The organism is Streptomyces sp. cf386, from assembly GCF_900103585.1.
Taxonomy (GTDB): Bacteria; Actinomycetota; Actinomycetes; order Streptomycetales; family Streptomycetaceae; genus Streptomyces.
The window spans coordinates 158,375-170,853 of record NZ_FNHV01000004.1 but is presented as its reverse complement, the minus strand read 5'-3'; the positions used below and the strand labels follow the sequence as shown (position 1 = coordinate 170,853).

General features: G+C 71.4%; 14 protein-coding genes and 1 pseudogene. 4 read left to right on the top strand and 11 right to left on the bottom strand.

Annotation, left to right across the window (positions count from 1 at the left end; translation table 11 throughout):
• Positions 1-8: 8 nt before the first annotated feature.
• The 10 genes from paaE to paaN form a co-directional block, all read right to left on the bottom strand.
• The gene (gene paaE, locus BLU79_RS11930) at positions 9-1,121 is read right to left on the bottom strand and encodes a 1,2-phenylacetyl-CoA epoxidase subunit PaaE (protein WP_093905674.1); all 1,113 of its coding nucleotides are present in this window, start codon (positions 1,119-1,121) and stop codon (positions 9-11) included.
• Complete coding sequence (paaD, locus tag BLU79_RS11925) at positions 1,121-1,636, bottom strand: 1,2-phenylacetyl-CoA epoxidase subunit PaaD (RefSeq protein ID WP_093905673.1); 516 nt, start codon at positions 1,634-1,636, stop codon at positions 1,121-1,123. The genes paaE and paaD overlap by 1 nt, the downstream gene beginning before the upstream one ends.
• A complete protein-coding gene (gene paaC, locus BLU79_RS11920) occupies positions 1,630-2,457 on the bottom strand; it encodes a 1,2-phenylacetyl-CoA epoxidase subunit PaaC (protein ID WP_093905672.1) in 828 nt (275 codons plus the stop codon). Before paaC ends, paaD begins: the two co-directional genes overlap by 7 nt.
• Before the next feature lie 10 nt (positions 2,458-2,467).
• A complete protein-coding gene (gene paaB / locus BLU79_RS11915; RefSeq protein WP_093905671.1) occupies positions 2,468-2,761 on the bottom strand; it encodes a 1,2-phenylacetyl-CoA epoxidase subunit PaaB in 294 nt (97 codons plus the stop codon).
• A complete protein-coding gene (gene paaA / locus BLU79_RS11910; RefSeq protein WP_093905670.1) occupies positions 2,758-3,744 on the bottom strand; it encodes a 1,2-phenylacetyl-CoA epoxidase subunit PaaA in 987 nt (328 codons plus the stop codon). The genes paaB and paaA overlap by 4 nt, the downstream gene beginning before the upstream one ends.
• 82 nt (positions 3,745-3,826) lie before the next feature.
• Positions 3,827-4,654 (bottom strand): enoyl-CoA hydratase/isomerase family protein, encoded by an 828-nt coding sequence (locus BLU79_RS11905; protein ID WP_093905669.1) that lies wholly within the window; start codon positions 4,652-4,654, stop codon positions 3,827-3,829.
• Positions 4,645-5,499: a 3-hydroxyacyl-CoA dehydrogenase family protein gene (locus tag BLU79_RS11900; RefSeq protein ID WP_093905668.1), complete on the bottom strand. Its 855-nt coding sequence runs from the start codon at positions 5,497-5,499 to the stop codon at positions 4,645-4,647. The genes BLU79_RS11905 and BLU79_RS11900 overlap by 10 nt, the downstream gene beginning before the upstream one ends.
• Positions 5,496-6,248: an enoyl-CoA hydratase/isomerase family protein gene (locus BLU79_RS11895; RefSeq protein ID WP_093905667.1), complete on the bottom strand. Its 753-nt coding sequence runs from the start codon at positions 6,246-6,248 to the stop codon at positions 5,496-5,498. Before BLU79_RS11895 ends, BLU79_RS11900 begins: the two co-directional genes overlap by 4 nt.
• Positions 6,245-7,468: a thiolase family protein gene (locus tag BLU79_RS11890; RefSeq protein WP_093905666.1), complete on the bottom strand. Its 1,224-nt coding sequence runs from the start codon at positions 7,466-7,468 to the stop codon at positions 6,245-6,247. Before BLU79_RS11890 ends, BLU79_RS11895 begins: the two co-directional genes overlap by 4 nt.
• Positions 7,461-9,173: a phenylacetic acid degradation protein PaaN gene (gene paaN, locus BLU79_RS11885; protein WP_093905665.1), complete on the bottom strand. Its 1,713-nt coding sequence runs from the start codon at positions 9,171-9,173 to the stop codon at positions 7,461-7,463. The genes BLU79_RS11890 and paaN overlap by 8 nt, the downstream gene beginning before the upstream one ends.
• Before the next feature lie 132 nt (positions 9,174-9,305).
• Between paaN and paaI the strand changes: the two genes are divergently transcribed.
• The 4 genes and pseudogenes from paaI to BLU79_RS11865 all read left to right on the top strand — a co-directional run.
• Positions 9,306-9,743, top strand: coding sequence for a hydroxyphenylacetyl-CoA thioesterase PaaI (paaI, locus tag BLU79_RS11880; RefSeq protein ID WP_093905664.1), 438 nt, complete (start codon positions 9,306-9,308; stop codon positions 9,741-9,743).
• Complete coding sequence (gene paaK, locus BLU79_RS11875) at positions 9,740-11,086, top strand: phenylacetate--CoA ligase PaaK (RefSeq protein ID WP_093905663.1); 1,347 nt, start codon at positions 9,740-9,742, stop codon at positions 11,084-11,086. Before paaI ends, paaK begins: the two co-directional genes overlap by 4 nt.
• A gap of 40 nt (positions 11,087-11,126) precedes the next feature.
• On the top strand, positions 11,127-11,741 hold the full coding sequence (locus BLU79_RS11870) for a TetR/AcrR family transcriptional regulator (protein WP_093905662.1): 615 nt from the start codon (positions 11,127-11,129) through the stop codon (positions 11,739-11,741).
• A gap of 240 nt (positions 11,742-11,981) precedes the next feature.
• A pseudogene (locus BLU79_RS11865) lies at positions 11,982-12,281 on the top strand (transposase); the annotation flags it as partial.
• Between the two features lie 41 nt (positions 12,282-12,322).
• Here the strand turns inward: BLU79_RS11865 and BLU79_RS48180 are convergent.
• On the bottom strand, positions 12,323-12,475 hold the full coding sequence (locus tag BLU79_RS48180; RefSeq protein ID WP_256333267.1) for a response regulator transcription factor: 153 nt from the start codon (positions 12,473-12,475) through the stop codon (positions 12,323-12,325).
• Positions 12,476-12,479: the final 4 nt, after the last annotated feature.

Below are 12,479 nucleotides of genomic sequence, written 5' to 3'. Positions count from 1 at the left end.
GGGCTTCCTCAGCTGTCGAAGTCGACGGTCAGCGTCTCGGAGACGGGGAAGGTCTGGCAGGTCAGCACATAGCCGGCCTCGACCTCGGCGGCTTCGAGGGCGAAGTTGCGGCGCATGTCGGCCTTCCCTTCGGTGACCAGGGCGCGGCAGGTGCCGCACACGCCGCCCTTGCAGGCGAAGGGGAGGTCGGGGCGCGTCTTCTGGGCTCCGTCCAGCACCGTGGCCGCGCGCGGCAGTGCGGCGGTGGTGGACCGGCCGTCGAGCGTGATGGTGACCTGGCTGACCGGGCCCTCGGCAGCGGCTTCCTCGTGCCGCGTCTGACGTACCGGCGCGTCGTCCGCGTAGAACAGCTCCTGGTGGATACGGATGTCGGGCACCCCCAGGCCGGCCAGGACCCGCTGGGCGTCGCGGACCATGCCGTGGGGTCCGCACAGCCACCAGTGGTCCGCGGTGGTGACGTCGACCAGCGCGCCGATGAGGGCGGAAAGGCGGTCGGCGTCCAGGCGGCCGGAGAGCACCTCGGCCTCGCGGGGCTCGCGGGAGAGGACGTGGGCGAGCTGGAAGCGCACCGGGTGGAGGTCCTTCAGGTCGGCGAGTTCGTCGGCGAACATGACCGAGCCGGTGCGGCGGTTGCCGTAGAACAGCGTGACCCGCGAGCGGTCGTCGGCGGCGAGGACCGACTCGGCGATGGAGAGCATGGGGGTGATGCCGGACCCCGCGGCGACGAGGACGTGGTGGGCTGGTGCGGTGAGGTCGGGGGTGAAGGCGCCGGTCGGGGCCATCACCTCCAGGGTGTCTCCGGGCCGTACGTCGTGGACCAGCCAGGAGGAGAACAGCCCGCCGGGCACTTCGCGCACCCCGATGCGCGGCCGTGTGCCCACCGGGGAACAGATCGAGTAGGAGCGCCGCTCGTCCCGCCCGTCGACCTCGCGGCGCAGGGTGAGCGACTGGCCCGGGGTGAAAGCGAACTCCTCGGCCAGGTCGTCCGGGATGTCGAAGCCGACCGCGACCGCGTCCTCGCACAGCCGCTGCACGGCGGCCACGCGCAGGTGGTGGAAGGCCGGGCGGCGTCGCCCCACCGGCGTGGGGGCGGAGGTGCCGGGTGGCAGCAGGTCCTCCATCAGATCTCCTTGACGTACTCGAAGGGTTCGCGGCAGGCGCGGCAGCGCAGCAGCGCCTTGCAGGAGGTGGCGCCGAAACGGGAGGTCTCCTCCGTGTCCGCCGAGCCGCACCGGGGGCACGGAACCGCGGGGCGGGTGGGCGACAGTGTCAGCGGCACCGGGCCGGGGGCGGGGCGCGGCGCCGGTCCGGGGGGCGCGATGCCGTGCTCGGCGAGGGTGCGGCGGCCGCTCGGTGTGATCCAGTCCGTGGTCCAGGGCGGATCGAGCACCGTGCGCACCCGGACATGCGCGTATCCGGCGGCTGTGAGGCGCGCGGCCACTTCGGCGCGCATCTCGGCCATGGCCGGGCAGCCGGAGTAGGTCGGGGTGAGGCTGACGACGACCGTCCCGCCCGCACCGACCTCGACGTCTCGCAGCACGCCGAGGTCGGCCAGGGTGAGCATGGGCAACTCGGGATCCGGCACGCGCTCGGCGATGTGCCGAGCGCGGCGCACGTCCGTCAGTACGGTCACCATGTCGCCTCCGGGTGGGCGCGGGCCACGCTCTGCAGCTCGGCCAGCAGCGGGGCGAGATGCTCGGTGTGCTCGCCGTCGCGGCCGGACCCGGGCAGCGGGCGGTACACCGGCATGGGCAGTCCGGCCGCGTCGGTGACCTGCTTCAGCACCGCGACGACCTCGTCCCGAACGTCGTACACGGTGAACAGCTCGCCCAGGTACGGCGCGACCCGCTCCAGCGCGTCCCGCATCCGGTGATGCGACTCGGCGGTGCCGTCGCCGAGGCGGACGACCCACTCAGCGGCGTACTGCCGGTGATACGTAAGCTCCTTGACACCCTTGGCGGCGATCGCGGCGAGCACCGGATCGTCGGAGGCGGCGAGCCGCTCGAAGTGAGCGAGCCTCCATGCGGAGAGCCCCAGCAGCCGTGCGACGGAGAACGCGAAGTCGCCGTTCGGTAGTTCGGCGAGGCGTACGTTGCGGAAGTCGCCCGCGTCGCGGAAGTAGGCGTAGGCGTCCTCGTCGCGGCCGGTGCCGTCGACCTGGCCGGCCCGGGAGTAGAGCAGGCGGGCCTGACCGAGGAGGTCGAGCCCGATGTTGGCCAGCGCCACCTCCTCCTCCAGCTCCGGCGCGCGAGTGGTCCACTCGGCCAGCCGTTGCGCCAGGACGAGGGCGTCGTCGGCCAACGCGGCACAGACGGCGGCCAGTTCGCCGGCGTCGATGCCGTCGGGTATCGCGCTCTCCACGCCGTGCAGCGGGTCCTCGAAGCCGGTGCCGTAGGCCCAGCGGGTGTCGTCCTCGTGTCCCTCGGCGAGGGTGAGGTAGAGGTGGTCGTCACTCATGCCCTGCTCCTCAGATGTGCGGGACATCGTCGGGGATGTCGTAGAAGGTCGGGTGGCGGTACACCTTGTCGGCGCTGGGGGCGAAGAAGGGGTCCTTCTCGTCGCGGGTGGAGGCGGCGATGTGGTCGCTGCGCACCGCCCAGACGGACACACCCTCGTTGCGCCGCGTGTACAGGTCACGCGCGTGGGTGAGCGCCATCCGGTCGTCGGCCGCGTGCAGCGAGCCCACGTGGACGTGGTTCAGCCCGCGCTTGCCGCGCACGAACACCTCGTACAGCGGCCAGTTGTTCTTCTCGGCGGTCATGCCACCGCTCCCTTCTGCGTAATGGTCGCCTGCTTGGCGGCGTGGGCGGTGGCCGCCTCCCGCACCCAGGCGCCCTCCTCGTGGGCGGCCCGGCGCCGGGCGACGCGCTCGGCGTTGCAGGGCCCGTCGCCCTTGATGACCCGCATCAGCTCGTCCCAGTCAGGGGTGCCGAAGTCGTGGTGGCCGCGCTCGGCGTTCCAGCGCAGCTCCGGGTCGGGCAGGGTGACGCCGAGCTTCTCGGCCTGCGGGACCGTCATGTCGACGAAACGCTGGCGCAGTTCGTCGTTGCTGTGCCGCTTGATCTTCCAGGCCATCGACTGCGCGGAGTTGGGCGAGGCGTCGTCGGGCGGGCCGAACATCATCAGCGACGGCCACCACCAGCGGTTCACGGCGTCCTGCACCATCTCGCGCTGGGCGTCGGTGCCGCGCATCATCGTCATCAGCAGCTCGTAGCCCTGCCGCTGATGGAACGACTCCTCCTTGCAGATCCGCACCATCGCGCGGGCGTACGGCCCGTAGGAGCTGCGGCACAGCGGCACCTGGTTGCAGATCGCCGCGCCGTCCACGAACCAGCCGATCACACCGATGTCGGCGAAGCTCATGGTCGGGTAGTTGAAGATCGACGAGTACTTCTGGCGGCCCTCGATCAGCCGGTCCGTCAGGTCCGCACGGTCGGCGCCCAGGGTCTCCGCCGCCGAGTACAGGTAGAGCCCGTGCCCGGCCTCGTCCTGCACCTTGGCGAAGAGGATCGCCTTGCGGCGCAGGGACGGCGCCCGGGTGATCCACTCGCCCTCGGGCTGCATGCCGATGATCTCCGAGTGGGCGTGCTGCGCGATCTGCCGGATCAACGTCTTGCGGTAGCCGTCCGGCATCCAGTCCCGCGGCTCGATCCGCTGGTCGCGCGAGATTGTGGCCTCGAAGTGCTCCTGCAGCTCCGGCCCTGCGCAGCCCACCGCCGACACGTCGGTGTGTGACCCGGTCATCTGTCCCTACCTTCCCGACCGACCGTTCGTTCGGTCGACATCATGGCTGAGCGTTCGTGTTCCGGCAAGTGCGGCAGCCGGGTCAGTGTCCGGTGAAGGACGGCTGTCGGCCTGCGAGAAAGGCCCGCACAGCGGCCTGGTGGTCCTCGGTCGTGCCCAGCCGCTCCTGGGCCGCCGCCTCGCGTTCCAGTACGACGGGCAAGGGCGCTCCGTCGGCCTGCAGCAGCGCCTTGACCTCGGCGTACGCCGCGGTGGGGCCGGCGGCGAGGCGCTTGGCGAGGGCCAGGCCCTCCGCGGCGGCGCCTCCGTCCGGCACGACGCTGTGGACGAGGCCCCACTGGTGTGCCGCTTCGGCGTCGAAGCGGTCGCCGAGGAGCATCAGGGCGGCAGCTCGCGACCGGCCGACCGCCTGTGCCAGAGCCCCGCTCAGACCGCTGTCGGCGGCCAGGCCGATCCCGGTGAACGCGGTCGAGAACCGGGCGCCGGCTCCCGCGACCCGCAGGTCGGCACAGAGTGCGAGCCCGAGGCCCGCGCCGACGCAGGCGCCCTCGACGGCCGCGACCACAGGATGCGGCAGCGCGTGCAGCTCCTCGACGAGCGGGTTGTACTCGTCCCGGACGATGGCGAAGGCGGAGGCGGGTGCGCTCTCCAGGGCTCGCGCGTGCTCCTTGAGGTCCTGTCCGACGCAGAAGTGCCGGCCCTCAGCGGTGAGCAGCACCGCCCGGACGAGGTCGCCGTCGCCGCGCACCCGGCGTACGGCGGCGATCAGTCCGGCGCGCAGCGACACGTCCAGGGCGTTTCCCGCGGAGGGCCTGCGCAGTTCGATGACGGCGACCTGGCCGTCCAGGGTGTAGCCGACGCCGTGCCGGGCCTCGCCGGCCGCGGACGTGGCCATGCTGCTCACTCCCATGTGTGGAACCCCTTCCCCGTCTTCCGCCCCAGCTCCCCACGGGCGACCTTCTCGCGCAGCAACCGGGGAGGGGCGAAGCGCTCGCCGAGCGTGGCGTGCAGATGCTCGGCGATGGCGAGGCGTACGTCGAGCCCGACCAGGTCGGTCAGACGCAGCGGTCCCATGGGGTGCTTGTAGCCGAGCCGCATGGCGTCGTCGATCGCCTCCGGTTCCGCGACGCCCTCCTCGACCATGCGGATCGCCTCCAGTCCCAGAGCCAGGCCGAGGCGGCTGCTGGCGAAACCGGGCGAGTCCTGGACGACGACGTCCTTCTTGCCGAGGCAGTTGGTCCAGCCGAGGGCCGCCTCGACGGTGTGGGCCGCGGTGTCGGGTGCGACGACGATCTCGACCAGTTCGGAGGCGGGCACGGGGTTGAAGAAGTGCATGCCCAGGAAGCGGGCGGGCCGGGTGAGGGCGGCGGCGAGGTCGGTGACTGACAGGGAGCTGGTGTTGCTGGCCAGTACCGTGCTCGGGCTCACCGTCTGCTCGGCGGCGGCGAGGAGCCGGGCCTTGAGCGCGGCGTCCTCGGGGACGGCCTCGACGACCAGGTCGGCGTGCGGGGGCAGGGCGTCGACGGACGGAACCGTCGTCACCCGGGCCAGCACCTCCTCAACTGGCTCGGCCAGTGCGCCCCGTTGGGAGGCTCTCTTCAGCCCGGTGGCGACACGGTCCAGTGCCGCGGCCGCGGCCTGCTCGCCGCTCTCCACGACGGTCACGGCCGAACCGGCCGTCGCGAAGGACTGTGCGATGCCGGCGCCCATGCGGCCGCCGCCGATCACCCCGACGACTGTGGGGGCTGAGGTCATGCCCGACTCCTCTTCTCCAGGAAACGTGTCATGCGGTCCTTCTTGTCCTGTCCCTCGAACAGCACGGCCTGTGCCAGGTCGTCGGCGACCGGGTGGGCACCGGGTGAGTCGACGACGAGCTTCGTCAGTCGCAGGGCGGTGGCGGAGGAACGCGTCATGCGGTCGAGCAGGGCGTGCGCCTCGTCCAGCAGCCTGTCCGCCGGTACGACATCGATGACCAGGCCCGCCGCCAGTGCCGCGGGCGCGTCGAGGTTCCGCCCGGCGAGCAGCACCTGCTTGGCGATCGACTCGCCGACCAGCTCGGGCAGGCGCCAGCAGGCCCCGGCCGCGGCGAGGATGCCGAGCCCCGGCTCGGGGTTGCCGAAGACGGCGTCCGGACCTGCGATGCGGAGGTCGCAGGCGTACGACAGTTCGGCGCCGCCGCCCAGCGCCCAGCCGTCGACGGCGGCGAGCGTGGGCATGGGGAGTCTGCGCACGCGCTCGAACAGGCGGCTGTTGATGCCCTGGAGGGCTGCGTCGCGGCCGCGACGCAGCAGCTCGGCGATGTCGGCGCCGCCCGCGAAGACACCGCCGTGCCCGGTGAGCAGCAGCAGCTTCGGATCGGCTTCCAGCAGACCGCACACCTCGTGCAGTTCAGCGATCATGCGGCCGCTGATGGCGTTGCGGGCCTCGGGCCGGTGCAGGGTGACGACGACCCGGTCCTCGCGTTCCTCGACGAGCAGCGTCTCGTAGGCGGTTGCGGTGCTCATACGCGCTCCACGAGCATCGCGACGCCCTGGCCGACTCCCACGCACAGCGTCGCCAGACCCCGGCGGGCGTCCTCGCGCTCCAGCCGGCCGAGCAGCGTCAGCAGAATGCGGGCGCCGGAGCAGCCGAGGGGATGCCCGAGCGCGATGGCGCCGCCATCGGCGTTGACCCTCTCCTCGTCGAGCTTGAGACGGCGCATGACCGCCAGCGCCTGCGCGGCGAACGCCTCGTTCAGCTCGACCGCGTCCACGTCCCCGGCCTGCCATCCGGCGCGGGCCAGGGCCTTCTGTGTGGCGGGAACCGGGCCGAGGCCCATGACATGGGGCTGCACGCCGGCCGACGCGGAGGTGACGATCCGCGCCCGCGGGGTGAGCCTGTACCGCCGTACCGCTTCGGCGCTCGCGACCACCAGCGCGGCGGCGCCGTCCGACAGCGGCGAGGAGGAACCGGCGGTGACGATGCCGTCCTTGCGGAAGATGGTCCGCAGAGCACCGAGCTTCTCCAGCGTCGTGCCGGGGCGCGGCCCCTCGTCGCGGGTGACCTCGCCGTCCTTCACCGGAACCGGCACGATCTCGCGGTCGAGGCGCCCCGCCTCCTGTGCCGCCACGGCTCGCTGGTGACTGCGCAACGCGAACGCATCGGACTCGGCACGGGTGATGCCGTCCAGGGCCGCGACCTCCTCGGCTGTCTCCCCCATCGCCAGGGTCACCTTGACCGTCTCGGGACCGGCCCCCGCGGGCACGGCCCGGTCGGCGGCGGCGAAGCGCGGGTTGGTGAAGCGCCAGCCCAGTGAAGTGTCGTGCACCTCCCCCGGCTTGGCCCAGGGAGTGCCGGGCTTGGCCATCACCCAGGGGGCGCGGGTCATGGACTCCACCCCGCCCGCGACCACCAGGTCCGCCTCCCCGGAGCGGATCGCCTGGGCGGCGCTCGCGACCGCGGTCAGCCCGGAGGCACAGAGCCGGTTGACCGTGTAGCCGGGGACGGTGTGCGGCAGCCCCGCCAGCAGCACGGCCATGCGCGCCACGTCCCGGTTGTCCTCACCGGCCTGGTTGGCCGCCCCCAGGACCACCTCGTCCACGGCCTCGGCCGGGATCCCCGCGCGGCGCACGGCCTCACCCACCACCAGGGCGGCCAGGTCGTCGGGACGCACGGAGGCCAGTACGCCGCCGTAGCGGCCCTGCGGGGTGCGCGCGCCGTCGATCAGGAAGACGTCGTCAGACATGGGCGGACTCCTCGAAGGGAACGGGCCGGCGCGACTGCAGCGTCGCGAAGCGGCCGGTGACGAAGGCGGGGTCGGACAGGGTGGCGCTGGCCGCGGGATTGGCGGCACTGCCGTGAAAGTCGCTGAAGGCGGCGGACTGGTTGACGAAGACCCCGCCGGTGAGGTTCTCCGACAGGTGCACGCCGGCATCCAGGGCGGCCGACTCGGCGGCGGCCAGCACGGCTTCGCTCGTGGCGTGGACGGCGGCCGTCAGCGCGCCGTGTTCCCGCACGGTCTCCCGGAAGACCGAGAGGCTGTGCTCGGTGGAGTCGGTGCCGATGACGAAGGAGACGGGCCCGAACCACTCGCGGGTATAGATCTCCCGGTCGGTCTCCGCGTCCAGCCGCGCCACCAGCGGCGTCCGGACGACCGCCTCCGGGTACTCCGGATGCTCGACCGGTGCCGACGCGCGCACCGTACGGCCGAGCCCGGCCGCCTCCTCCAGCCGCTCGCGCACACCGTCGTTGACGATGGCGCCCAGGGTGCCGGCCGCGCGGGCCGGGTCGCCGAGCAGCCGGTCCAGCGCGGCGCCGAGGTCGGCGGCGAACTCGTCGGCGCTCTTGACGCCCTGGTCCGTGGCGATGCCGTCGCGCGGGATCAGCAGGTTCTGCGGGGTGGTGCACATCTGACCGGTGTAGAGGGACAGCGAGAAGGCCAGGTTGCCCAGCAGCCCGCGGTAGTCGTCGGTGGAGTCCAGCACCACCGTGTTCAACCCCGCCTTCTCGGTGTACACGGCGGCCTGGCGGGCGTGTGTCTCCAGCCAGTCGCCGAACGCGGTGGAGCCGGTGAAGTCGATGATCCGTACGTCCGGGTGGAGGGCGTACACCGACGCCGTACGGTCCTCGGGGCTCTCCGCGGCCAGGATCACCACGTTCGGGTCGAAGCCGGCCTCGGCCAGCACCTCGCGGGCGATGCGCACGGTGATCGCGAGCGGCAGGACGGCACCCGGGTGCGGCTTGACGACGACCGGATTGCCGGTGACCAGGGAGGCGAACAGGCCCGGATAGCCGTTCCAGGTGGGGAAGGTGTTGCAGGCGATCAACAGCGCCACCCCGCGTCCGACGGTCGTGAACTTCTTGTCCATCACCAGCGGCCCGCCCTTGCGCTGCGGCTTGCTCCAGCGAGCCGCGGCCGGGTGCCGTTTCTGCTCCGCCCAGGCGTAGGCGACCGCCTCCAGGCCACGGTCCTGGGCGTGCGGGCCGCCGGCCTGAAAAGCCATCACAAAGGCCTGGCCGGTCGTGTGTTGCACGGCGTGCGCGATCTCGAAGCTCGCTGCGTTCAGACGGGCGAGGATCTCCGCGGCCACGCCGGCGCGGGTGTCCGGCCCCGCGTCACGCCACGGGCCGATAGCGGCCTTCGCGGCGGCCACCGCCTCGTCCGGGGCGACGCGGGGGTAGGTCACATCCAGCGGGAAACCGTACGGAGACGTCTCGGTCGCCGGTACTGCTCCGTTGCCCGGATGGCCGGGGAGCTCGAAGTGGCCCCCGAGCCGGTCCCGGAAGGCGGCTTCTCCGTTCTTCGCGGCGTCCTCGCCGTACACCGACTTGCTCGGCGACTCGGGATACGGCGTCCAGTGGTCCCGGCTCGCGGTGGCGGCGACCGACTGTTCCAGCAGCGGGCGATGGCGCGCGAAGAGAGCAGGGCCGTTCGGCCTCTTGTGCGGCATGTGGTCAACCTCTTGACAGGCATTGGTCCGGTTGGATTACTTAGCCGTGCCGCACGCTAACCGAATGTTCGGTCGGGAGACAAGGTGGCATAAATAGTGACTCAAACCACTGAGGCGACTCCTACGGAGGCGATGTTCTCCGCGGACGAGGCGTCCCGAGGACTGGGGATCGAGCTGCTCGAACACGGCGCAGGGACCGCCGTGCTCCGCATGACGGTGACCCCGGCGATGGTGAACGGACACAGGATCGCCCACGGCGGATATGTGTTCCTGCTCGCCGACACAGCCTTCGCCTGCGCCTGCAACAGCCACGGTCCCGTGACCGTCGCGGCGGGCGCCGACATCACCTTCGTCGCCCCGGCGTACGAGGGCGACGTACTCGTGGCGACCGCCGAGGAGCGCACCCGGTTCGGCCGCAGCGGCATCTACGACGTGAGCGTCCGGCGCGACGAAGAGGTGATCGCGGAGTTCCGCGGACGCAGCCGCAGCATCACCGGCACGGCACCGCACTTGACCAGGGACACGACGGCGCACCGGACGCCGAGCACGACCACGAAGGAGTCGCGATGAGCAGCGAGACGACGGCCACGGCGGCCCCCACATCCCGTCTGGGAGAACCCCTCCCCCACGACCTGCGGGACGACGGCGAGCGCCTGACGCGGGAGCAGCTGAGAGAACTCCAGCTCGATCGTCTGCGATCGACGCTGCGACACGCGTACGACAACGTCGAGTTGTACCGGAAGAAATTCGACGAGGCCGGTGTGCGGCCCGACGACTGCCGGTCGCTGGAGGACCTGGCCCGGTTCCCCTTCACCACCAAGGCCGACCTGCGGGACACCTACCCCTTCGGCATGTTCGCCGTGCCGATGGCGGATGTGCGGCGCATCCACGCCTCCAGCGGCACCACCGGCCGCCCCACGGTCGTCGGCTACACCGACAACGACCTCTCCATGTGGGCGGACATGGTCGCCCGCTCGATCCGCGCCGCCGGCGGCCGCCCCGGCCACAAGGTGCACATCTCCTACGGCTACGGGCTCTTCACCGGCGGCCTCGGCGCGCACTACGGGGCCGAGCGAGCCGGCTGTACGGTGATCCCGGCCTCCGGCGGCATGACCGCACGCCAGGTGCAGATCATCCAGGACTTCGAGCCCGAGATCATCATGGTCACCCCGTCCTACATGCTCACCTTGCTCGACGAGTTCGAGAAGCAGGGCATCGACCCGCGAACCAGCTCCCTGAAGGTGGGCATCTTCGGGGCCGAGCCGTGGACGGAGGAGATGCGCCGCGAGATCGAGGAGCGCATGGCCATCCACGCCGTCGACATCTACGGCCTGTCCGAGGTGATCGGCCCCGGCGTCGCACAGGAGTGCGTGGAGACCAAGGACGGGCTGCACGTGTGGGAGGACCACTTCTACCCCGAGGTCGTCGACCCGGTCACGGACACCGTGCTCGCGGAGGACGAGGAGGGCGAAGTGGTCTTCACCTCGCTCACCAAGGAGGCCCTGCCGATCATCCGCTACCGCACCCGCGACCTGACCCGGCTGCTGCCCGGCACGGCCCGGCCCGCCTTCCGCCGGATGCAGAAGGTCACCGGCCGCTGCGACGACATGATCATCCTGCGTGGAGTGAACGTCTTCCCCAGCCAGATCGAGGAGATCGTGCTCCGCACGCCCTCGGTCGCCCCTCATTTCCAGATCCAGCTCACCGAGCGCGGCCGCATGGATCACATGGTCGTGCGGGTCGAGGCCCGCCCTGGCACCGCCCCCGAACAGCGCGATGCCGCCGCCAGGGCGATCGGCCAGGGCATCAAGGACGGCGTGGGCGTCACCGTCGAGGTGGCGATCGTCGACCCCGAGACCCTGGAGCGGTCTCTCGGCAAGCTCCGTCGTGTCAAGGATCTCCGGCGGGCGTGACAGCTCCTCTTGCGACAATGGCCGGGTGAACACAAGGCCTGTGCAAAGCCCTGCCGACCGTCGTGACCGGCCCGTCTACGACCGTGACTCCGTCCTGGAGGTCGCTGTCGCCGTCTTCAACGAGCGCGGCTACGACGGCACGGGCATGGAGGAGCTGGCCAGGCGCCTAGGCCTGAGCAAGTCGAGCATCTATCACCATGTCTCCGGCAAGGGCGAACTGCTCGAGCTCGCCGTCGGCCGCGCGCTGGACGCCCTCTTCTACGTACTCGACGAGGCGGACGGGGCTGACGCCCCGGACACCACGGCGACCGTCCGGCTGGAGCAGGTCGTGCACCGCAGTGTCGAGGTGCTCGTCGCCGAGCTGCCGTACGTCACCCTGCTGCTGCGAGTGCGGGGCAACAGCGTCGTGGAACGTCGGGCGTTGGAGCGGCGCCGTGAGTTCGACCACCGCGTGGCCGACCTGGTCGCCCGTGCGGCTTCCGAGGGCGGCGTCCGCGCCGACATCGATCCGCATCTCGCGGCCCGGCTGCTGTTCGGCACCGTCAACTCGCTCATCGAGTGGTACCGGCCGGAGGGCGGAGTGCCGGTCACGGCTCTGGCCGACGCTGTGACGGCGGTCCTCTTCGACGGGATGCGTGGCCGGCCGGGCGGCTGAGGGATCAGTTCGAGGGGCCGACCGGCACCGGCCGGCTGGTACCACTGACTAATCCGACGACCCGCCCGCGCCGTCGGCCTTCCCCAGGCCATCGCGGCGAGGGCCTGTGCCAACCGGCGACGGTGATTGCCACCACGGAGTGGACGCCCTGTCAGCCGCTGGTTGCAACTCAACGGCGAGCGAACCGTCGATCTCAAGGACTTCTGCAATCAGCGCGGCCGTCATATCGCAAAACGACGTGACGGTCGCCGGAAGTCCATCCAGGCCATGGCCTCACGTCTGCCGGACGGCAACGAACAGAGCCTGCAGCAGTTCGTGAACCAGTCCACCTGGGATCTGGTGCCGGTGCGCCGGCGGATCGCCGAGCGGCTGGTGCCGCAGATCGGCCCGGGCGCCTGGGCGGTCGATGACGTGTCGTTCCCCAAGGGCGGAAGGATGTCGGTCGGCGTCGCCCACCAGTACTGCGGGGCGCTGGGCAAACAGGCCAACTGCCAGGTCGCCGGTCCATGCCGATCCGTACCGGGAGCCTCCCCGCAACCGTGAGATCTTTGTGGGATCGCCAGCTACGAAATTCCTTGAATCTAGGGCGCGGCGCGTGTCAGTGCGGCGGCGAGTGCCATGCGGGAGCGCACGCCGGCCTTGCGGAAGATACGGGTGAGGTGTGCTTCGACCGTCCTCGGCGAGATGACCAGTGCGTGGGCGATGTCGCTGTTCGACATGCCCAGCGCCACCATGCGG